General features: G+C 67.4%; 20 protein-coding genes. 2 read left to right on the top strand and 18 right to left on the bottom strand.

All coding sequences use genetic code 11. From position 1 onward, the window contains the following. Positions 1-7: 7 nt before the first annotated feature. Both KNN16_RS02925 and KNN16_RS02930 read left to right on the top strand, forming a co-directional pair. A complete protein-coding gene (locus KNN16_RS02925) occupies positions 8-1,852 on the top strand; it encodes an aldehyde ferredoxin oxidoreductase family protein (protein WP_303898674.1) in 1,845 nt (614 codons plus the stop codon). A 6-nt stretch (positions 1,853-1,858) separates the two neighbouring features. Next, positions 1,859-2,866 (top strand): NAD-dependent epimerase/dehydratase family protein, encoded by a 1,008-nt coding sequence (locus KNN16_RS02930; protein ID WP_303898676.1) that lies wholly within the window; start codon positions 1,859-1,861, stop codon positions 2,864-2,866. Here KNN16_RS02930 and KNN16_RS02935 read toward each other — a convergent pair. From KNN16_RS02935 to fdhD, 18 genes are all read right to left on the bottom strand, one after another. Next, positions 2,863-3,243: a nucleotidyltransferase domain-containing protein gene (locus KNN16_RS02935; protein ID WP_303898677.1), complete on the bottom strand. Its 381-nt coding sequence runs from the start codon at positions 3,241-3,243 to the stop codon at positions 2,863-2,865. The two genes, KNN16_RS02930 and KNN16_RS02935, sit on opposite strands and share 4 nt — an antisense overlap. Positions 3,244-3,289: 46 nt before the next feature. Beyond that, positions 3,290-3,802 (bottom strand): hypothetical protein, encoded by a 513-nt coding sequence (locus tag KNN16_RS02940; protein WP_303898679.1) that lies wholly within the window; start codon positions 3,800-3,802, stop codon positions 3,290-3,292. Between the two features lie 12 nt (positions 3,803-3,814). Then, positions 3,815-4,297 (bottom strand): hypothetical protein, encoded by a 483-nt coding sequence (locus tag KNN16_RS02945; RefSeq protein WP_303898680.1) that lies wholly within the window; start codon positions 4,295-4,297, stop codon positions 3,815-3,817. Positions 4,298-4,308: 11 nt separating this feature from the next. Then, positions 4,309-5,769, bottom strand: coding sequence for a cysteine--tRNA ligase (cysS, locus tag KNN16_RS02950; protein WP_303898681.1), 1,461 nt, complete (start codon positions 5,767-5,769; stop codon positions 4,309-4,311). Positions 5,770-5,863: 94 nt separating this feature from the next. Continuing rightward, positions 5,864-7,045, bottom strand: coding sequence for a transposase (locus tag KNN16_RS02955; RefSeq protein ID WP_303898683.1), 1,182 nt, complete (start codon positions 7,043-7,045; stop codon positions 5,864-5,866). 77 nt (positions 7,046-7,122) lie between these two features. Then, a complete protein-coding gene (locus KNN16_RS02960; protein ID WP_299285648.1) occupies positions 7,123-8,169 on the bottom strand; it encodes a PIN/TRAM domain-containing protein in 1,047 nt (348 codons plus the stop codon). Positions 8,170-8,332: 163 nt separating this feature from the next. Beyond that, positions 8,333-9,073, bottom strand: coding sequence for a class I SAM-dependent methyltransferase (locus tag KNN16_RS02965; protein WP_303898684.1), 741 nt, complete (start codon positions 9,071-9,073; stop codon positions 8,333-8,335). 39 nt (positions 9,074-9,112) lie between these two features. Beyond that, positions 9,113-10,534 (bottom strand): undecaprenyl-phosphate glucose phosphotransferase, encoded by a 1,422-nt coding sequence (locus KNN16_RS02970; RefSeq protein WP_299285642.1) that lies wholly within the window; start codon positions 10,532-10,534, stop codon positions 9,113-9,115. 19 nt (positions 10,535-10,553) lie between these two features. Then, positions 10,554-11,489 (bottom strand): glycosyltransferase family 2 protein, encoded by a 936-nt coding sequence (locus tag KNN16_RS02975; RefSeq protein ID WP_088571255.1) that lies wholly within the window; start codon positions 11,487-11,489, stop codon positions 10,554-10,556. Positions 11,490-11,497: 8 nt separating this feature from the next. Next, the gene (locus KNN16_RS02980; RefSeq protein WP_299285636.1) at positions 11,498-12,403 is read right to left on the bottom strand and encodes a sortase; all 906 of its coding nucleotides are present in this window, start codon (positions 12,401-12,403) and stop codon (positions 11,498-11,500) included. A 17-nt stretch (positions 12,404-12,420) separates the two neighbouring features. Further along, a complete protein-coding gene (locus KNN16_RS02985) occupies positions 12,421-13,749 on the bottom strand; it encodes an FAD-binding oxidoreductase (protein WP_299285633.1) in 1,329 nt (442 codons plus the stop codon). Between the two features lie 20 nt (positions 13,750-13,769). Then, a complete protein-coding gene (locus KNN16_RS02990; RefSeq protein ID WP_303898687.1) occupies positions 13,770-14,588 on the bottom strand; it encodes a class I SAM-dependent methyltransferase in 819 nt (272 codons plus the stop codon). A 63-nt stretch (positions 14,589-14,651) separates the two neighbouring features. Then, positions 14,652-15,347: a hypothetical protein gene (locus KNN16_RS02995; protein WP_303898689.1), complete on the bottom strand. Its 696-nt coding sequence runs from the start codon at positions 15,345-15,347 to the stop codon at positions 14,652-14,654. Between the two features lie 119 nt (positions 15,348-15,466). Beyond that, positions 15,467-16,447 carry a diacylglycerol kinase family protein gene (locus tag KNN16_RS03000; RefSeq protein WP_303898691.1) on the bottom strand — a complete coding sequence of 327 codons (981 nt, stop codon included), beginning with the start codon at positions 16,445-16,447 and terminating at the stop codon, positions 15,467-15,469. 176 nt (positions 16,448-16,623) lie between these two features. After that, a complete protein-coding gene (gene uvrB, locus KNN16_RS03005; protein WP_303898693.1) occupies positions 16,624-18,738 on the bottom strand; it encodes an excinuclease ABC subunit UvrB in 2,115 nt (704 codons plus the stop codon). A gap of 183 nt (positions 18,739-18,921) precedes the next feature. Then, positions 18,922-19,662: a WecB/TagA/CpsF family glycosyltransferase gene (locus KNN16_RS03010; protein ID WP_303898695.1), complete on the bottom strand. Its 741-nt coding sequence runs from the start codon at positions 19,660-19,662 to the stop codon at positions 18,922-18,924. A 119-nt stretch (positions 19,663-19,781) separates the two neighbouring features. Continuing rightward, complete coding sequence (locus tag KNN16_RS03015; protein WP_303898697.1) at positions 19,782-20,963, bottom strand: transposase; 1,182 nt, start codon at positions 20,961-20,963, stop codon at positions 19,782-19,784. Positions 20,964-21,193: 230 nt separating this feature from the next. Further along, positions 21,194-22,015, bottom strand: coding sequence for a formate dehydrogenase accessory sulfurtransferase FdhD (gene fdhD / locus KNN16_RS03020; protein WP_303898699.1), 822 nt, complete (start codon positions 22,013-22,015; stop codon positions 21,194-21,196). Positions 22,016-22,042 lie beyond the last annotated feature (27 nt).

Consider the following 22,042-nt stretch of genomic DNA (forward strand, 5'->3'; position numbering starts at 1 on the left):
GAAACCGATGACGCGTTTCGGTCGGCTGCTGAGGGTGGATCTCTCCTCGCAGCGGATCCGGGAGGAGGAGATCCCCTCGGGGTGGGTGGAGGATTTCATCGGGGGCAGCGCCCTGGCGGCGCGGATGCTGTGGGAGCGCCTCCATCCGAAGGTGGATCCCCTGGGCCCGGAGAACCCCTTGCTGTTCCTCACCGGCCCGCTGACCGGCACCGCTGGCCCGGCCGTCGGACGGTTTACGATGTGCGCCCGCTCCCCCGCCACCGGGCTGTGGGGGGAGTCCAACTGCGGCGGGTTCTGGGGGCCGGAGCTGCGCTTCGCCGGCTACGATGCGCTATGGATCGAGGGACGCGCCCCGGAACCGGTCTACCTCTGGATCCACGACGGTCGGGTCGAGATCCGCCCCGCCGCTCATCTCTGGGGCCGCGATCCCTACGCCGTTCAGGCGGCCATCCGGCAGGAGGTGGGGGATCCCCTGGCCCGGGTGGCGGCCATCGGCGTCGCCGGGGAGAACCAGGTCCCCTTCGCCTTGATCCTGTGCGACCACGGTCGGGTAGCGGGCCGCACCGGGATGGGCGCGGTGATGGGCTCCAAGAACCTGAAGGCCATCGCGGTGCGGGGGAACCAGCCGTTGCCCCTGGCCCGCCCGGAGGAGTTCGGGGCGCTGCGGTCGCAGGCCAACCGGGCGCTGCGGGAGGACAACCTGACCCGGGTGTTCCGGGAGACGGGGACGGCCGGTGCGGCGGAGTATTTCGAGCTGCTGGGGAGCATGCCCAAACGGTATTACGGGCAGGGCGCCTGGGAGGGCGCGTCGAAGGTGAGCGGGGCCGCCATGGCCGAGACGATCCTCTCGGGGGTCTCGGCCTGCCACGCCTGCGTGATCGCCTGCGGGCGGGTGGTGACCATCCCCGAAGGCCCCTATGCCCGGACGAAGGCGAAGGGCCCCGAATACGAGACCATCGCCGCCTTCGGTTCGAACCTCCTGAACGACGACCTCGCCCTCATCACGCATCTGGGGGATCTGTGCGATCGCTACGGGCTGGATTCCATCAGCATGGGGAACGTCCTCGGCCTGGCCTATCTGCTCTTCGAGCGCGGGGTCCTCACGGAACGGGACACCGGGGGGTTGGCCCTGCGCTGGGGGGATGCGCGGCCGGCGGAGATCCTCATCGCCCAGACGGCCCGGCGGGAGGGATTCGGGGCGCTGCTGGCCCAGGGGGCCCGCGGCCTGGCACGGGCCTTCGGCGCGGAGGATCTGGCGGTGGAGGTGAAAGGCCTGGAGGTCCCCTATCACGATCCGCGCGGGGTGGCGGGGATGGCCCTGAGCTACGCCACGTCCCCCCGCGGCGCGTGCCACAACCAGAGCGACTTCTTCATGGTGGAGCTGGGCCAATCCGATGAGGAGCTGGGCATCCCCTATCTCGATCGCCATCAATGCGAGGGCAAAGCCCGCTATGTGGCGATCCACCAGAACTGGCGGACGGTGTGCAACAGCCTGGTCCTCTGTTACTTCGCCCATGTGGCTCCCTCTACGGCCCTGGCCCTGCTCAACGCCGCGATGGGATGGGACTGGGACCTGGGGCGGATGCTGGAGGTGGGGGAACGGGCCTGGCAGCTGAAGCGGGCCCTCAACCATCGCCTGGGGGCGACCCGGGCGGACGACCGGCTTCCGAAACGGCTGCTGGAGCCGCTGGGGGAGGGCGGGGCGGCCGGCTTCGTCCCGGATCTGGAGGTCATGCTGCGCGAGTATTACGAGGTCCGCGGGTGGGACCCGGAGACCGGGCGGCCGAGGCCGGAGACCCTGCGGCGCCTCGGGCTGGCGTTCGCGGCCGACGATCTCGAGCGCTCCCCATAGCCGGCCATGCGCATCCTGGTGACCGGCGCCACGGGCTTCCTGGGGCGGAACCTCTGCCCATATCTGGCGGAGCAGGGATATCGCGTGCGCGCCCTGGTTCGCCCGACTTCAGACTGGAAGTTCCTGGCCGCCCATGGGGTGGAGATCGCCTTCGGGGATATCCAGGACCCCGTCTCCGTGCGGGCGGCGGTGGAGGGCTGCGACGCCGTGATCCACGCGGCGGGCTACTTCCGGTTCTGGGGTCCGCGGGCGCGCTACTGGGGGGTCAACGTCGAGGGGACGCGGAACGTGGCGGAGGCGGCCCTGGCCGCAGGTGTGAGGCGGTTCGTCCACATCTCCACGGTGGCGGTGGTGGGGCGGCCGCGTCCGGGCGCGGTGATCGATGAAACCTATCCCTGCCGGCCGGTGGATGATTATCAGCGGACGAAGTGGGAGGGCGAGCGGCTGGTTCAGGAGGCGGTCGGGAGAGGGCTCCCGGCGGTGATCCTGCGCCCGGGAGCCTTCTACGGCCCCTGGGGGCGCTACGCCTTCAACCGGCTGTTCTTCGAGGACTTCCTGCGCGGGCTGCGCCTGCAGGTCCACGGCGGCCGCCGCTACACGTTCCCTATCTTCGTGCCGGACCTCTGTCGGGTGATCGAGGCGGCGCTGCATCGGGGGCGGGTGGGGGAGGTTTACAACGTGGCCGATCGAAGCCGGACCCACGGGGAGATCTACGAGATCGTCGCCCGCCTCGCCGGGGTTCCCGCATGGCGGATCAACGTCCCGGCGGCTCCCATGCGAGCTCTGGCCTGGGCCTGGACGAAGCTGGCAGACCTCACCGGGCGGGAGCCTTATTACCCGCTGACCCTGGCCACGTATGTGTTCTACGACTGGGTGGTCTCCTCGGAGAAAGCCCGGCGGGAGCTGGGGTTCGAGCCCACGCCCTTTGAGGAGGGAGCCCGCCGCACTCTGGAATGGTATTGGGCGCAGGGGATCCTGAGGCCGCCGCGGCGGACTACGAGCAACCGGCTCTAAAGCGTCAGGCGAGATCGAGCCACGGCTTCGCCGCCTCGTGCATAGAGAAGCACCCCCTTGGCCAGGATTTCCTCTCGCACAAATGGCCGTTCCCGAGCGAGCTGCTCGAACTCCTCCGGCGTGTAGACCAGCAGATCAGTGGCCACGCGGGGCTGAAGGAGCCGCCGGATGGTGTGAAGGCGCTCGATGAACGGCTGGTCCGTCCGCATGACGATGACGAGATCAATATCCGACCATGGCCCGATCTCCCCGGTCGCCAGGGATCCGAAGAGGATGATCCGCTCCGGATCCACCTCCCGGCGCAGGATCTCTACCAACCGGTGCAGCTCTTCCTCCAGCAACCGGCGGCGCTCCTGGGGCGAGGGATCCCGGCTCATCGAGGCCTCCGGATTAAACCTGAAACGTCGCCGCCCTTTTCCGCACTCAGCTCCTTCGAGCGACCGGGCGATCCCTTATTCCCGGGACGATGGGAAACCCGGGATCTCGGACACGCTCTTCACCGGCGACCGGTAACCGGCTTTGATCATCTTCATCAAGCAGTCGTCCGCTTAGGGTGAGGTAGCCCTTCTTGACCAGCAATGCCAGCACTCCCAACGTGCCGGAAACGGGGATGCCAAGGCGAAGAGCGTAACGGCGCGCATCCCCGTCATCCGTGAACAGGATGCCTCCCCTCTCCAGAGCCACCGCGATGCAGGAGGCCTCGCCCTCCCCGAGGATTCGGCGAATGCGAGTAAGATGGTCTTCCTCTGTGGGGCTTAATTTCACGATTTCCAGCCATTCCCAGTCACAATCGAACAGATAGCCGGAAACCTCGCCGGCCTTTAATTCGTCTATCACATATGGTGTGGTTGCGGCGTTGGATAACACTGCACGCAACAAATCCAATCGGCCGATGCGGGCGAAATTGCTGAGAACCGTGGTGTCGAGCAGGATCACTGCGCTCTCCAACTAAGGGGTCTCGATGGAGAGGCCGACCGTGATCTCTGCCTGGGCTTCCTCCATCGTTTCCGGCCCAAGCCGCAAAGGCACGCCCAGCCGCAGGAAGCGTTCCCTGAGATCATCGACGGGGAGGTTCAGCAGCCGAGCCGCACGTCCGAGATTAATGTGACCGTCCAGATAAGCGGCAATGATTTGATTCCATCGGGCCTGGGATCCATCGGCTGCTTCCTCCGCCTCCGGCCTCAGTTCCTCCTCGCTCAACCCGACCGGTTCCAGCGTCGGTTCGGCGAGGGGAGAAGGATGCGGCGGCCTCGTCCGATAAGCCGCTACGGCTCGCAGGATGCGATAGTCTGCGGCGTCCATGAGGATAATCCGCTCCTTGCCTCCCCTGGACTTCAGGAGGCGGATGAAATCCAGGACCTCCGGAAGTTGGTTCTCCTTTAGATCTTCCAGTTCGTGCAGAATCGTTTCTTTGATCAGGACATCAGCCATGGATTCCTCCTCTAAGATCCCGCCCGTCCCATCCGCCAGACCGTGCCGTCGGGTCGGTCCTCCAGGAGGATCCCCAGGGCCCGCAGGCGCTCGCGGATCTGATCGGCCCGGGCGAAGTCGCGCTGGCGGCGGGCCTCCGCCCGCAGCTCGATCAGCAACTGCACCAGCCCCGCCACCAGGTCCGAGGAGACGTCCGGCCGGATCTCATCGGGGATCAGGCCCAGGACCTGGCCGCCGAGCTCCCGGTAGACGGCGTCGATAGCCTCCAGGACGGGACGGCCCACGGTGGCCCCGCCGAACAGGAGGCCGTTGACGGCCTTGGAGAACTCGAAGAGGACCGACAGGGCCTCCGGCGTGCTGAAATCGTCGTCCATCGCCTCCAGGAAGGCGCGCCGCGCCCGCTGGATCTCCTCCATAAACGCCTCCGGCTCCGCCGACTCGGGGGCGTCCCCGCGGGCCAGCCGCTCCCGCACCTCGATCACCGTGTTCCAGAGGCGGTCCAGGCCCTTCTCGGCCGCCTCCATCGCCTCCTCGCTGTAATCGATGGGCGAGCGGTAATGGCTGGAGAGGATGAAGAGGCGGATGGCCTGGGGACGGTAGCGCTGCAGGGCGTCCTTGATGCGCACCACGTTCCCCAGGCTTTTGCTCATCTTGACGCCGTTCACCGTGAGCGAGCCGGTGAGCAGCCAGTAGCGGGCGAAGGGCACCCCGTTGGCAGCCTCGGCCTGGGCGATCTCGCTCTCGTTGTGGGGGAACAGGTTATCGATGCCGCCGCCATGGATGTCGAAGGGCTGGCCCAGGTATTTGGTGGCCATCACCGAGCACTCGATGTGCCACCCCGGGTAGCCCCAGCCCCAGGGGCTGGGCCAGCGCAGGATGTGCTCCGGCTCGGCGCGCTTCCAGAGGGCGAAATCGGCGGGATGACGCTTCTCCTCCCGCACCGGGACCCGCGCGCCCTCCTCCTGCTCCTCCAGACGGCGGCCCGACAGCTTCCCGTATTCCGGCCAGGACTCCACCGAGAAGTAGACGGAGCCGTTGACCTCGTAGGCATGGCCTTTCTGGATCAGGACCTTGATCATCTCGATCATCTCGGGGATATGGCATGAGGCCCGTGGGGAGATGTCCGGCCGGACCACTCCCAGGGCGTCCATATCCTCGAAGTAGCTGCGCATGTATTTCTCCACCAGCTCCATCGGCTCCAGGCGCTCCCGCGCCGCCCCCTTCAAGATGCGGTCCTCACCCGTGTCCAGCAGGTGCCCCACATCGGTGATGTTCTGGACGTAGCGGACCTTGTAGCCGCGGTAGCGGAAGTAGCGGACGATGACGTCCATGGAGACATAGAGCTTGGCGTGGCCGACGTGGGCGTGGTCGTAGACGGTCGGCCCGCACACATACATGTGGACCCGTCCCTCATGCAGCGGGATGAAGGGCTCCTTGCGGCGGGTGAGGAAGTTATAGACGACCAGGCTCATCGGGCGATCTCCCTCCGCTGGATGTGCTGGATCCGATGGTTTTTCCTTTAGGACTTACGCAGTTTTCTGCGCATTCCGATCGTGGCCTTGGGTTTTATCCCGAGGCCAGAGGACCGGCCACGGGGGTCGCCCACCGACCCCTGCCCCGAGGGCCCAGGCCCCCGAGGAATTCCACCCCCCTGCGGGCGATGTTCACCGCCGCCGCCTCGTGACGGCCCATCCTCGCCCCGCAAGGGCACGCCAGGGCGTGTCCCCTTAGCCGGTCTACCACCCTGCCGCATACCGGACACGCCCGAGACGTGTTCTGCGGATCCACCAAAATCACCGGAACGCCGTAGAATCTTGCCTTGTGAACCAGAATGCGATGGAAAGTCATAATGCTCCAGAAGTTGAGCAGACGCTGCCGCATCCTCCTGGACTTCCCCTTCCCGATCCGCTCCTTCATCCCCCGAAGATCCTCCAGCACCAGAGCCGCTTTCATTCCAAGCGCCCACGCGATCAGCGCCAGGGCCAGATGATGCCAGAAGTTCTCCGTCTTCTCCCGGCGGATCCGGCCGTGCTTGGAGGCGATCTTCTTTTTGGCCTTCGGGTTGTGCTTCCCTCTTGTCCCTTTGATCTCGCGCCGCAGATGGTCCCGGTTGACCTTCCCCACATATCCCGTGTCGATCTCCCGGATCTCACCGGTGGAGGTCACAAAGGCCGTCAGATTCCCCTCGTTGCTGTCGATCCCGATCACCCCCTCCGGCTCATAGGGGATGGGGTCGGGGAACTTCAAGGGAATGGAGAGGGAGTGGGCTGTGAGCGTCGGCTCCCCCATCCTCGCCCGCCCCGCCTTCCACTCGTCCAGCAGCCGGCGATACTGGTGATGAGGGCGAAAGGTGAGGACGATGGGCTCCGGATCCCGGGGGGAGACCGGGATCGTGACGGTCAGGGTCTCGCCATCCCATTCGATCTTCACCGTCTGCTGGACCAGGTAGACCGATGGACGCCGGATCTCCGGCCGGTCCGCTCGGGTCTTCCCCTTCCGCTGCCGGTTTCGGAAGCCGTGGACGATCCGGGCGCCGGATCGGATCGCCCCGTAGATGAGGTTGGAGTGGAGATCCGGATGCTGCGTGCGCAGGGAGGGGTAGAGGGCCTGGATGAGGGTGAAGGTGGCGGTTTTGCCGTTTTCCAGGGCGTAGTCGATGGTCTGCCGCTGGATGTCGGCGCAGGCCTCCATCAGGGCGCGGATCCTGGGATGCTCCTCGAATCGGAACCGCAGGCAGACCGTCGGCATCGCCGCTGCCTCCATCATGATGATAGCCCATCCGTCGCATGGGGAGAAGGACAGATCCAACTGCGTAACTCCTATCCTTATGAAGCGCTGCGGGCCGGCTCCTCCGGGCGGGCAAAGATCATCCGCCCCGCTGCGGTCTGGAGCACCTTGGTGACCACCACCGGGATCTCCCGGCCGATGTAGCGCCGCCCCTCCTCCACCACCACCATCGTCCCATCCTCCAGATAGCCCACACCCTGGCCGGGCTCCTTCCCCTCCTGGATGATGGGGAGGGTGAGGGTCTCGCCGGGCAGGAGGATGGTGCGCACAGCGTTGGCCAGCTCGTTGATGTTCAGGACCCGGACGTTCTGCAGCTCCGCCACGCGGTTGAGGTTGTAATCGTTGGTCATGATCGGGCAGCGCAGCCGCCGGGCCAGGGCGATGAGCTTCTCATCGACCTCCCGTCCTTCCACCTCCATATCCACGATACGGATGGGGACGTGGCCCTCTTTCTGCATGCGGTTGAGGATCTCCAGGCCGCGCCGCCCCCGATTCCGTCGCAGGGGATCCTGGGAGTCGGCAATGTGTTGCAGCTCGTTCAGGACGAAGCGCGGCACCAGGAGGGTGGCCTGGATGAAGCCGGTGCGGGCGACGTCGGCGATGCGCCCGTCGATGATCACGCTGGTGTCCAGGAGGATGGCGTGCTCGCCGTCCCGCTCCCGCAGGTGGCGGGGGAGCAGAGCCAGGAGATCCTTGTAGCGGGTCCCGGCCACGGTGAGGCCCAGGTAGCCGAAGAACACCGCCCCCAGGGAGGGCAGGACCCGGCCCAGCGGGTCGGGCAGCAGTGAGAGGGGGTAGGAGACCAGCCCGGCCATGATCAGGCCCAGGATGAGCCCGGCGGTGCCGGCGAGCAGCTGCTGCAACGGGATGGGACGGATCACCTGCCGGATCATGGCCGCCGGGCGGATGGTCAGCCAGGGGGTGAGGACCAGGCCCAGGATGGCGCCGGCCAGGGCGAAGGCAAGGGCGAACTGCCACGCCGGCCGGGAGTCCAGCCCCATCCGGGCGGCGTCCATCCCCAGGCGCCATCCGGCGATCCCCAGCACCACCATGCCGATCAGGCGGAGAAAGCGCTCGAAATCCATGAATCCTCCACTGATGAAAACGATGCGCCTGCGGATAATTGCAGGATTCATCTTACACCCGGCGGCATGGGGAGAGCAAGGGGAGCCGGGGAGGGGCAGGACCTTCCGGTTTTTCCGGATGCAGGATGGATCAACGAAACGAGGGGCGATTGGCCAGTCGCCCTTACCGGATTTTTTCCACCACCAGGAAGTGGGAGAGCCCCAACCGGTTCAGGGGGGTGTGCTCCAGGCGGTTGGCGAGGCGGCGCAGCCAGCGGCCCAGGTGGGGATGCCGGTCCGCGATCCGATCGAAGGCGGGGAAGATCCGGGTGTGGTGCACGATGCGCACCGGGAGGCCGGCGAAGAGGCGGCGCAAGGCCCGCCCGCTGTAGGTCCGCACGTGGGGAGCCAGACGGTTGCGCAGAGGATCCGGCAGGTAGTTGATCAGGGGGGTGTTCCCGAAGTAATACCGCCCCCGCCAGTAGTGCCCGTGGGTTTCAAAAGGGAACCAGCGGTTCGGGCAGAACAGGAGGATCCGCCCGCCGGGGCGCAGCACCCGCACCATCTCCGCGACCGCCCGACGGTCATCGGCCACGTGCTCGATGACCTCGTGGGAAAGGATCACATCGAAGCTCTCGTCGGGGTAGGGGAGGGCTTCGGCGGCGGCCTGCACCAGGCATCCGAGGCCACGCCGGCGGGCCTCCCGCAGGTAGTCGGCGTCGATGTCCAGCCCGTGCACCTCCGGGGAGAACGCCCGCAGGGCCTCCACATAGATCCCGATCCCGCAGCCGTCCACCAGGATGCGGGCCCCCTCCAGGATGACGTAACGCCGCATCAGCTCCAGACGTCGGGCCTGTCCCGGCCCCCAGATCAGGCTGGGCAACCCGCGTTGGGCCGCCTTCTTATGGAGCTCGGGGATCGCCATCCTGCTCCAGCCTCCGGCGCACGGGATCGGTCCTCCGGTTCAATAGGCGTTGGGGCTTCGGAAGGTCAGGGTCTGAACCAGGGTGCGCAGCAGGATCTTGATGTCCAGCCAGAGGGACCAGTTCTCCACATACCAGAGATCGTATTTGGTGCGCTCCGTGATGGAGGTGTCTCCCCGCAGGCCGTTGATCTGTGCCCAGCCGGTGATCCCCGCCTTCTCCCGATGGCGCTCCATGTAGCGGGGGATCACGCGGCGGAACTGCTCCACGTAGACGGGGCGCTCCGGGCGCGGCCCCACCAGGCTCATGTCCCCCAGCAGCACGTTGATCAGCTGGGGCAGCTCGTCCAGGTTCAGCCGACGCAGGATCGCTCCCACCCGGGTTCGCCGCGGATCATCCGGCCGGGTCCAGCCCGGCCCCTCCTTCTCGGCATCGGCCCGCATGGAGCGGAACTTGAGCATCAGGAAGGGACGCCCGTCCAGCCCCATGCGCTCCTGCACGTAGAAAACCGGCCCGGGGGAATCCAGCTTGATGAGGAGGGCGATGAGCAGCATAAGGGGCGAGAGCAGGATCAATCCCACCGCGGCCCCTACGATGTCCATCGCCCGCTTGAGAGCCAGCTTCCAGCCCCGCTGGGCGACATCCCGCACGGTGAGCAGCGGCAACCCTCCCAGGTCATCCAGGGAAGGCTGGGTGGCGATCAGCTGGAAGATATCGGGGTAGATCTTGATGGAGAGGTTGCTGCGCTCGCACAGGGAGATCAGGCGCAGCACCTCGCTGTGGGGGGCCTCCGGGACGGCGATCAACACCTCATCGACGTCCCGGGCGTAGACCAAATCCGGGAGATCCTCAGCGGTTCCGATCACCGGGACCCCGGCCACATGGGTGGCGCCGTTGCCCCGCAGGGCCACCACGCCGATGGGCTCGTAGCCGAACTCGGGCGCGTTCTGGATGCGACGGATCACCGCCTCCGCCGCCTCGCCCGTCCCCACGATCAGCATACGGCTGCGGTCCCAGCCCCGGGCCCGCAGGGCGCCCCACAGGCCCCGCACCAGCAGACGGCCGATTGCGACGAGGAGGATCCCCAGGCCCCAGGCATACAGCACCATGGCCCGCGGATAATCGAAGCCGAACAGGGTGTCTTTGAACGCCAGGGAGACGGTGGCCACGGTGAAGATCACCGCGAGGGAGAAGGCCGCAGCAGCCCGGGACAGCTCGTCCAGGCGGGAGGTGGCCCGGCCGAGATGATAGAGCCGGTGGAGGAAGAACAGGATGGCCACGTAAAGGAGCAGCACCCCCAGCATCGGGAGGTAAGCCGGGAAGCCCGGCAGGTTCTGGGGGGGATAGGGCCAGGGGAGCCGGGCGCGGATCGCGTAAGCGGCGTAAAAGGCGAGGGCCGTCATCCCCAGATCGTTCAGCAACAGGAGGGCGCTGTGCAGCCACCGGGCACGCTTCCGGTTCATCCCGCACCTCCTTTTCCCATCACCGCTCTGAAGCGGAGAAGGCGGGGGCCTCGCGGCGCTCCCGCAGGTCCCGGCGCATCTCCCGCCACAGCCGCCAGCCTCCCTTCAGCACCAGCCCCACCCGCACCAGCAGATCCAGCCAGGCCGGCGTGGTGGCCTGATAGTGCTTCCGATAGAAGATCCACATCGCCCGGTTGAACTCGTAGCGGGCCCGCGGGCTCATCCGGCTGGAGGCGCGCTTGACGTGCAGGACGACCACCTCCGGGTAGTAATAGATCTTCCAGCCGGCCTGCTTGATGCGATACGCCCAGTCCAGATCTTCCCCATACATGAAGAACGATTCGTCCAGCAGCCCCACCTGCAGGATGGCCTCGCGGCGCACCATCATGAACGCCCCGACGACGGAATCCACCTCATAGGTTTGATCCGGGTCCAGGAAGGTCAGATTGTAGCGGGCGAAGCGAGGGCTCTTCGGGAAGAGCCGGCTCAGGCCGGAGAAACGGTAGAAGGCCACCTCCGGGGTGGGGAAGCTGCGCCGGCACGCCAGGTCCAGGGAGCCATCGGGGCGAACGATCTTCGGGCCTGCCGCCCCGGCCTCCGGGTGGGCGTCCATGAAGGCCACCATCCGGGCCAGGGCGTCCGGCGGCACCTCGGTGTCCGGGTTGAGAAGCAGGGCGTAACGGATTCTGGGCGTCCGCCCCGGCTCCCCGAAGCCGAAAGCGCGCAGCCCCAGGTTGTTCCCATAGGCGTAGCCGCCGTTGACCGGGCTGCGGATCAACCGGACCTGCGGGAATTCCTGCTCCACCATCGCCGCGCTGCCGTCTTCCGAGGCGTTGTCCACCACGCACACTTCAAAGGTCACGCCCCGGCTGGCCTGCACCGTCTGCAGGCAGCGCCGCAACAGCTCCCGCGTGTTGTAGTTCACGATGACCACCCCGACGTCCAGCTCCGCCATCGCCTCCCTCATCGCAATTCCCCCACCACCACCAGCCGGTGGGTGTCCACCCGATAAGGATAACACGTGATCAGGGTAACCACCGGATCGCGGGTGGGGGCCATCACCTCCACCTGGGTAGGGAGGACCACCTGTTTCTGGACCACCACGTAGCGATAGGCCCGGCTTCCGGCGTAGACCCAGATCTCATCACCGATGCGGAGCTTCTCGAGGTCCCGGAACACTTCCCCGTAAATGTCGTTATGGCCGGCCAGCACCATGTTTCCGGGCTCCCCGGGGTTCGCCGTCCCCGGGTGATGTCCCACGCCTTTTTTCAAGGCTTCCCAATCCGTCCCCGGGACCACCGGGGCGTCCACCCCGATGGCGGGGATGACGATGCGGGTGGGGCTTCGCGGGCCCGGGGTGATGGGCACCGGGGTGGGGAGGGAGGCCACGAGGGCCCGCAGGTGTTCCGGGATCTCCTCCGGGTTCGGCGCGGGCTCCCCGGGGGCGGTGGGCGGTCGATGCCCGCCCGGCAGGACGAGGACGGGGATCAGCGGCGTGGGCGTGGGGGTCGCCCGGGGCCCTTCGCCGGAGGCGGCCGGGCGCATCGCCTGCCAGGAGGAGAGCAGCAAAAGGATGGCCCCCAGCAGGGCCGCGATCTCCACCCCCAGCAGGAGGCGGTCCCGCCAGGTTGCCCACGAGATGCGCGGGCGAGGCAGCCGGAACCGCCATCGGGGAGCTTCCCACTCCACCTCCGCATGGAGGTGAGGGTCAGGGGGAAGCGCCGGTGGCTCCGGGGGGGTGGGCTCCCCGGCGGGGGGCGGCGCCTCCAGCGGAAGGCGTCCCTCCCGGATCCATCGCTTCAAGCGGACCTCGCGGCGCTTCAGGGCCAGGGCCCGCTCCAGGTCCTCCAGGCTCGGCTCCTTGCCCATCCCTTAACGAACCTCCCTCATGGGCTTGCCGGCCCGCGATCCAGGATCCGATCCTCCAGGCGCATATACCCCCGAATGAGATGTCCGATGGCGAAGCGCAGCGGCTCCGGCGGCCATGGGATCACCCGGCGGTTGACGAAGAAAAGCTCCGTGAGGGGGGTCCGGCGCTCCAGGATCAGGTCGCGCACGATCTGGCCGTTCATGGTCGTCAGGGCCACGCCGTGGCCGATGCAACCCAGGGCGTAGACCGCCCGGCGGTCCCCCACATACCCGAGGGCCGGGGCCATATCGACGGTGACCGAGACCGGCCCGCCCCATCGATATTCGATCCGCACCCCTTTCAGGGAGGGGAAGACCTCCGGGATGTAGGCTTCCAGCTCCCGGAAGATCCGTTCGTTCTCGTCGAGATCCATCCGGCTTCCGAAGGGGACGCCGACATCCCCTCCGCCCATCAGCAGACGGTTGTCGGGGGTCAGGCGGTAGTAATGCACCAGGTTGCGGGCATCCTCGATCCCCTGCCGGTTCCGCCAGCCGATGGGGGCCAATCGCTCCGGGGAGAGAGGCTCCGTCACCACGATGTAGGTGAAGGCGGGGACCTGCTTGCGGCGGATGAAAGGGAGTCGGTGGGAGTAGGCGTTGGCCGCGAACACCAGCTTCTCCGCCCGCAGGATCCCCTGAGGGGTGCGCAGGAGGAAGCCGCCCGGCCAGCGCTCGATGGCCCGAACGGGGGTGTGCTCATAGATGTGGACGCCGAGGCCCTCGGCGGCCCGCTTCAGCCCCCGCACATATCGGAGGGGGTTGAGGAGGGCGCAGCGGGGCTCCCACCAGGCCCCCAGGTAGCGGGGCGAGTTCACCTGTTCCCGCACGGCCTGGGCGTCCAGCCACTCGATCCCGGTCAGCCCCAGGCGATGGGCCAGCTCGATCTCCTCCCGGATCCGTCGGACGTAAGCCGGGGAGGTGGCCACGCGCAGGAACCCCGGCCGCTCGTAATCGCAGGCGATGCCGTAGCGGGCGATGAGCTCCCCCACATAGTCGACGGCCTGCTCCATATAGCGATGGGCTTCCGCGGCGGCCTGGCGGCCGAAGCGAAGCGCCGTCAGGGAGAGGGTGAGCCCGAAGAGGGTCATGGCGAAGCCGGCGTTGCGCCCGCTGGCCCCATAGCCGATGTAAGCCTGCTCCAAAACGGCGACCTGGAGGCCCGGCTCCGCCTCTTTCAAATGCAGGGCGGCGGAGAGGCCGGTGAACCCCCCGCCGATGATCGCCACGTCCGCGCGCACCTCCCCCGTCAGGGGCGGGTTCGGCGTGTAGGGATCCGCAGTCCCCAGCCAGAAGCTCTTCAGCTCCATTCGGGCGAACCTCCTGAGGCTCACGGCCGGACCGCCACTGCGAACACCTCTCGCTCGAAGAACCAGCGAAAGGGGATCCAGTGGAAGGCGATGTGGCGCAGCATGCGGAAGAAGGGTCCCTCCTGGCGGTTTTGCGGGGGGGTCGAGAGCCAGACCCGCACCGGGCGGAAGCCTGCCCGGCGCAGGGCCCACCACAGGCCGAGGGGACCCTGTTCGTTCACGTGGACGGCCTCGTTGACCGGGACGTTGAGGGCGCGCGGGTTGGGCGGGTAGAGGTGGCCCAGGCCCTGAAGGGTGCGGACCAGGCGGACGAGGGGATAGGCGTAGGCGTCATACCAGCGGTTCGGAGCGGTGTGGATGACCAGCATCCCGCCGGGCTTCAGCACCCGGTGAGCCTCCCGCAGCGCCAGGCGGAGCTCCCATGGGAAGAGGTGCTCGACCACGTCGAACATCAGCACCCGGTCGAAGACCCCTGCCCGGAAGGGAAGGTATTTGGCGTCGGCCTGGGCCAGGGCGGCCGGGGCCTGCAGGTCGACGGCCTCCCGGAGCAGGCGGGCCGAAAGCTGCACGGCGGCGGCGGCGTAATCGACGCCGATGGCCCATGCGCCCAGGCGGGCGCAATGACGGACGATCTCCCCACGCCCGCAGCCGACGTCCAGCACCCGCATGCCGGGGCGGACCTCCGCCACGGCGAAGGCGGCCTGGAGGCGCCGGGAGAGATGTTCCCCGCGTGTGCGGAGGAACTCCTCATAGCCCTCGCAGGCGGAGAGGAAGTATTCCTCCCCATAGAGATCGGGCGGCAGCGAGGGTTTCGAACGCGTTGTCGGTTTGCGGATCACGCGACCTGCGCTCCTGTTGAAGGTGAGCTTCCGGGCGGGCCCATCGGCCGGCCCCTTCCCATCTTAACCCGGGCGGAGCTCTTCCGGAAGGCGGGCGGGCGCGGGGGTCCCCCCGCTGATCCGCCAGCCGGCGGCGGCCACCATCCCCCATCCGATCAGGTAAAGCCATGCGGGGAAGGCGGCGGGACGGGCTCGGGCGACCGCCTCGAGGCCGCCGGGGAGGGCGTGCAGGCCCGGGGCCAGCACGGTATACAGCGCCAGGAGAGATCCCAGCGCGCCGAGGAGCAACGCGGCCCGGTCGATGCGGAGAACGAACCCCTGCTCGCTGCGCCGGGCCATCCGGGCTCCTACCACCATCATCATCGCCGCGGCCAGGACGGGAGCCCAGACCGGCCCCCACCAGGGCAGGGGGATCAGGAAGAGGAGATCCCAGTCCAGCAGCGAGGCGGGCCAGCCGATGAAAACCCGAAGCCAAGCGTAATACAGGATGTCCCAGAGCCCCCACGCGTAAAGGAAGAACCCCCAGCGCGCGGCGGGGGTTCGCCCGGTCAGGGCTCCGACCGTTCCCAACATCACCAGGGTGGCGATCTCCCGTCCCAGCTCGATGGGGGTGAGCGGATCCGGCTGGGTCGGCGCGTCTCGAAGCAGATCCGTGATCCCATAGACGTGCCGCAAGTAGACCACCACCGCGCTCTCCACGTAGGCCATCGCGGCCGCGAAAAGGCTCAGCACCAGCAGACGTCCCATCCATCCGGACATCGGCGCTCCTCCCATCCATGGTTTCCGCGAAATCCCTCCCGGGCGTGGAAGCCGAAGGGGCCTTGTCATGAGATTTTGCTGAGAATTGGGGAAGGGGAGAAGGGGACGGCGCCGCGAGATCAGCGTGCGGAAGCAGGAACATCCGAGGTCCCGGCGAGGTCTCGGAAAAGCGAAGCCGGGGCGGTAGGGGGGACCAGGATACGCAGGGAGCGGGGGACGACTTCGAAGACCATAGGGGTGTGGCCGATGGGTTCCCCGTCCACCTGCACCGGGACCACCGGCCGGGTTTCGACCAGGACCTGGCGCCCGGTGAAGAATTTGACGGCCGGATCCTGGAGATGGCGTCCTCCGAACACATTGATGAAGTGCCGCAGGGCCCACGGCAGCCCCATCCCCCGGAACACACAGATGTTGAGGTATCCGTCGTCCAGCAACGCCTGGGGGGCGATGCGGACCAGCCCGCCGTAGAGCTGGGCGTTGGCCACCAGCACCACCAGGGTGCGGCCTCGGATCCGGCGACGGCCGTCGATGAACACGGTGGCCCGCATGGCCGGGAAATCCCGGGCGATGAGGGCGGCGGCGATCAGGTAGGCCAGGGCCCCCAGGCGCTTGGTGCCCCGATCCCGGGGCTCCATCTGTTGCGCCACTTGAGCGTCCAGCCCGATGCCGGCCCAGAGCAGGAAGTAGCGCCCGTTCGCCCGTCCGACATCGATGAGGTGGATCCGCGCGGCCTCCAGGAGCTGGGCGGCCACCTGGACGCGCAATGGATGCACCAGGGGATAGGTGGGCAGGCCCAGCTGTCGAGCCCACACGTTCCCGGTGCCCACGGGCAGCACCCCCAGGGCGCTGGGCAACCCGACCAGGCCGTTGGCCACTTCGTTCACCGTGCCGTCTCCGCCGGCGGCCACCACCCAGTCGAACCCCTCCAGGGCGGCCTCATGGGCGAGCTCCGTGGCCATCCCGGGGCGCTCGGTGATCCGTATGATCACGGACCATCCCCGGCCCTCCCATCTGCGCGCGACCGCCTGGATCTCCCGGGTCATCTCCCGGGGGCCCGCGGCCGGGTTGTAGATGATCATCACCCGTCGAGGCGGCTGCATCCGGGAACTCCCATCTGATTTGCCGAATGAATTCGGCCTCGAGAGGCCTTCGGCCGATGGTCGGCCTGCGCCGACCGGGAAAATCCTTTTGCGTCGGCGAAGGCCGACGCCCGGCGCGCCAGCGCCTGAGGAGGCCGATTTCAATCGGCGTGAAAAGATCGGGTGTTCTCCCAGGGCTATCCCTTGCGGCGGGGGCGGTTGCGCCGCCCCGGCGGCGCGGGCGCGACGGGGGTTTCGGAATCCGGCTCCTCCTCCGGCTGCTCCATCTCCACCAGGCGCCGGATCCTCGCCTCCGGCGGGGTCTCCGCCAGCTCGATCACCCGCAGCTGCTCCCGCAGCTCGAAGATCTGGTCCCGCAGGGCGGCGGCTTTCTCGAACTCCAGGGCCTGGGCGGCCCGCTTCATCTCCTTCTCCAGGGCGCGGATCAGCCGCTGCAGCTCCTCCTTCGGCATCGCCGGCGGCCGTCCGGCCGTCCCGGCCTCCTCCGCCACCATCTCCCGAACCCGATCCGTGAGGTCCCGCACCGCCTTCACGATAGAGCGGGGCTCGATGCCATGGGCGCGATTATAAGCCTCCTGGATCGCCCGTCGCCGGTTGGTCTCCTCGATGGCCCGGCGCATGGATTCGGTGATCCGGTCGGCGTAGAGGATGGCCGTCCCGTTCACATGGCGGGCCGCCCGCCCGATGGTCTGGATCAACGCGGTCTCGCTGCGCAGGAAACCCTCCTGGTCCGCGTCCAGCACCGCCACCAGGGAGACCTCCGGGAGGTCCAATCCCTCCCGCAGCAGGTTGATCCCCACCACCACATCGTAAACCCCCAGGCGGAGATCCCGCAGGATCTCCACGCGCTCCAGGGTGTCGATGTCCGCGTGCAGGTAGTGGGTGCGGATGCCCATCTCGTTGAGGTAATCCGAGAGCTCCTCGGCCAGGCGCTTGGTCAGGGTGGTGACCAGGGCTCGCTCCCCCCGGGCGACCCGTCGGCGGATCTCGCCGATGAGGTCCTCGATCTGCCCCTTCGTCGGGCGCACCTCCACGATGGGGTCCAGGATCCCGGTGGGCCGGATCAGCTGCTCGACGACCTGCTCGGATTTCTCCAGCTCATACGGACCGGGGGTGGCGGACATGAAGATCACCTGGCGGACCCGCTGTTCGAACTCCTCGAAGGTGAGGGGCCGGTTGTCCAGGGCCGAGGGGAGGCGGAAGCCGTATTCCACCAGCGTCTCCTTGCGGGAGCGATCCCCGTGATACATCCCCCGCAGCTGGGGGATGGTCATGTGGGACTCGTCGATCACCACCAGGAAATCGTCGGGGAAGTAATCCAGCAGCGTCCACGGGGGCTCCCCCGGGGCCCGTCCGTCCAGGTGCCGGGAGTAGTTCTCGATGCCGTGGCAGTAGCCCACCTCCCGCAGCATCTCCAGGTCATAGAGGGTGCGCTGGCGGAGCCGCTCGGCCTCCAGGAGCTTGCCCTGGGCCCGCAGCTCCTCCAGGCGCTGGTGGAGCTCCTGTTCGATGGAGGCGATGGCCCGACGCAGCTTCTCTTCGGGAGTCACGAAGTGCTTGGCCGGGTAGATCTCCACCGCCTCGTGCAGGCGGAGCACCTCCCCGGTCAGGGGGTCGAACTCCACCAGGCGGTCGATCTCATCCCCCCAGAACTCAATGCGGATGGCCGTGTCCTGATAAGCGGGAAACACGTCCACCGTGTCCCCCCGCACCCGGAAGGTCCCCCGCCGGAAGTCGATGTCATTGCGCGTATACTGGATGTCCACCAGATGCCGCAGCAGGTTGTCCCGACGGCGGACCTGGCCGCGTTGCAAGCGGATGACCACCTGGCCCCAGTCGTGGGGGTTGCCGATGCCGTAGATGCAGGATACGGAGGCCACGATGATCACATCGCGCCGGGTGAAGAGGGCCTGGGTGGCCGCCAGGCGCAGCCGCTCAATCTCCTCGTTGATGCTGGTCTCCTTCTCGATGTAGGTGTCCGTCTGGGGGATGTAGGCCTCCGGCTGGTAGTAATCGTAGTAGCTGACGAAATACTCCACCGCGTTGCGGGGGAAGAACTCCCGGAACTCGGCGTAGAGCTGGGCGGCCAGGGTTTTGTTGTGGCTGATGACCAGGGTGGGCTTCTGAACCCGGGCGATGACGTGGGCGATGGTGAAGGTCTTGCCGGTGCCCGTGGCCCCCAACAACGTCTGGTAGCGATAGCCCCGGCGCAGGCCCTCCACCAGCTTCTCGATGGCCTGCGGCTGATCCCCTGTGGGCTCGAAAGGCGCCACCAGCTCAAAGCGTGTCATCCCCGCTCCTTTTCAATCTGTAGACCGAAATTCATTTCGGCCACAAACTGCACGAAGCCGCGACCCCGCGTCATCGAAGACCGAGAGTTTGGGGCTGAAGCCCCTCCTACACAGGGCCCATCCTTCGCTTCCTCATTGCGCCACCGAACCCGTCGTCCCCTATTAGGGCGGGCGCTTCTTCCCTCACCGGGAAGCATAGCGGGCCGCCAGAACCGCGAGCACGAAGCGGGGCAAGGCGCGCATCCGCCGCCACCGCCACGGCTGACGGATCAGCCGGTAGAGCCACTCCAGGCCAGCCTCCCGCATCCAGCGAGGGGCCCGGGGCACGACGCCGGCGATGAAATCAAAGGCCCCGCCGACCCCCATGGCGACCGGGATCCGGAGCGCCGGCTGGTGACGGGCGATCCAGAGATCCTGTTGCGGGGCCCCGTATGCGACGAAGAGGAGATCCGGCCGGGCCTCCTGCAAGCGCTCCCGGATCGCCGGGGCCTCCTCCGGCCGGGGGGAGCCCGCGAAGGTCCCGGCGAGGATCCAGCCCGGGTAGCGGGCCTGCAGGACCCTTGCCGCGCGCTCAGCGACCCCTTCCGCAGCGCCCAGCAGGAACACCCGCCATCCCCGCTCCGCGGCCCGGGCGATCAGGGCCTCCATCAGGTCCACCCCCGCCACCCGCTCCCGTAGGGGCTGTCCCAGCATCCTCCCGGCCCAGAGCAACCCGACGCCGTCCGGGACATTCAGGCTGGATCCCTCCAGGACCCGGAAGAAGTCCGGGTTCCGACGGGCGTGCATCACGAACTCCGGGTTCACGGTGCAGACCTGATGCGGCCCTCCCTCGGCGATGAAGGCCTCCACGAGCTCTAAGGCCTCGGCCAGGGTGACATCGTGCACCCGGACGCCCAGAATGCGTCGGACCGGCGGCTCCATCATCTCACAGATCCCGGATCTACGCCGGAAGCCCACTGGAGCCTCCGGCAGCACGGGGGTTCCGCCCAAATAATTTAGGACTTACGCCGTTTTCTGCGTATTCCGGTCGTGGCCTTGGGTTTTTAGCCCAAGGCCAGAGGACCGGCCACCGGGGTCGCCCACCGACCCCTGCCCCGAGGGTCTAAGCCCCCGAGGAATTCCATCCCCCTGCGGGCGATGTTCACCGCCGCCGCCGCGTGACGGCCCATCCTCACCCCGCAAGGGCACGCCCGAACGGGTCCCCTTAGCCTTTCATTCACTTTGCCGCATACCGGACACGCCCGGGACGTGTTCTGCGGATCCACCCCAATCACCGGAACCCCATAAAACCTCGCCTTGTGAACCAGAATCCGATGGAAAGTCATAATGCTCCAGAAATTGAGCAGGCGCTGCCGCATCCTCCTGGACTTCCCCTCCCCGATCCGCTCCTTCATCCCCTTGAGATCCTCCAGCACCAGAGCCGCTTTCATCCCGAGCGCCCAGGCAATCAAGGCCAGGGCCAGATGATGCCAGAAGTTCTCCGTCTTCTCCCGGCGAATCCTTCGGTGTTTGGAGGCGATCTTCTTCTTGGCCTTCGGGTTGTGCTTTCCTCTCGTCCCTTTGATCTCGCGCCGCAGATGGTCCCGGTTGACCTTCCCCACATACCGGGTGTCGATCTCCCGGATCTCGCCGGTGGAGGTCACGAAGGCCGTCAGATTCCCCTCGTTGCTATCGATCCCGATCACCCCCTCCGGCCTATAGGGGATGGGATCGGGGAACTTGAGGGGGATGGAGAGGGAGTGGGCCGTGAGCGTCGGCTCCCCCATCCTCGCCCGCCCCGCCTTCCACTCGTCCAGCAGCCGGCGATACTTGTGGTGGGGACGGAAAGTGAGGACGATGGGCTCCGGATCCCGGGGGGAGACCGGAATCGTGACGGTCAGGATCTCGCCATCCCATTCGATCTTCACCGTCTGCCGAACCAGGTAGACCGAGGGGCGCCGGATCTCCGGCCGGTCCGCCCGGGTCTTCCCTCTCCGCTGTTGATTCCGAAAGACGTGGACGACCCGGGCGCCGGATCGGATCGCCCCGTAGATGAGACTGGAGTGGAGATCCGGATGCTGCGCGCGCAGGGAGGGGTAGAGGGCTTTGATGAGGGTGAAGGTGGCGGTTTTGCCGTTTTCCAGGGCGTAGTCGACGGCCTGCCGCTGGATGTCGGCGCAGGCCTCCATCAGGGCGCGGATCCTGGGATGCTCCTCGAACCGGAACCGCAGGCAGACCGTCGGCATCGTCGCCGCCTCCATCATGATGATAGCCTTGTCCGCCGCGTGGGGAGAATGACGGATCCAACTGCGTAGCTCCTATAATTATGGCGCGGAAGGGAACGGCCCGCCCGGCCGTGTTGTGATCCGACGATCTGCTGGGATGGGGTGGAGAGAAGTCTCCTCACCGGAAAGCGAGGGGGTTGGAGGTCGAATGAAGCGGAAGTTGCCTGGTTCAAAGGCCAGGAGGACCCCTGTTATCCGGCGATCCGCCAGGGGGCGGTGTAGACGTTCGCTCCCTCCGGGCGCAGGAAGCCGACCACCGTCATCCCGGCGGCGTGGGCCAGCTCCAGCGTCAGGCTGGAGGGGGCGCCGAGGGCCGCCAAGATCGGAATGCCGGCCCGCAGGGCCTTCTGGGCGATCTCGAACCCGGCCCGCCCGCTCACCAGCATGATGGCGTGGGAGAGGGGGATCCGCCCGGCCCGCAGCGCCGCCCCGATGACCTTGTCCACCGCGTTGTGTCGCCCCACGTCCTCCCGCACCCAGAGCAGCTCGCCCGCCGGGTCGAAGATCGCCGCCGCATGCAGCCCACCGGTCCGATGGAAGAGGCGCTGGGCCTCGCGCATCCGCCGCGGCAGATCCACAAGGAGCGAGAGCGGGATCACCGGCTCATCCTCCGGCAGCGGGGGATAGCCCTGGACGAATACCGCTTCAACGGCCGCTTTCCCGCATACCCCGCAGCTGCTGGTCATATAGAAGTGACGGGTCAGCCGCTGCCGGTCGATCCCGTGACCCGGAGGGAGCACAACCCGGACGGTGTGAGGGGTTGGGCGCTCCGAGGACAGCCCCGCGCGGATCCATCGAGGATCGTCGATCAGACCCTCCGTGTAGAGAAAGCCCAGGGCCAGGTCCTCATCGTCCCCCGGGGTCCGCATCGTGACCGCGACGGGGAGGACCTCCGCGCCTTCCGCATTGGGGAGGGCGATCTGGATCTCCAGGGGCTCCTCCGCGATCACAGCGTCTTCCTGTCGCTCCCGTCGCCCCGGGCGCAGGCCGATGACCGGCCACAGCTTCCACATCCCATCGCGATCCACAGGCCTCTCCTC

This window comes from Thermoflexus hugenholtzii, assembly GCF_018771565.1.
GTDB lineage: Bacteria > Chloroflexota > Anaerolineae > Thermoflexales > Thermoflexaceae > Thermoflexus > Thermoflexus hugenholtzii_A.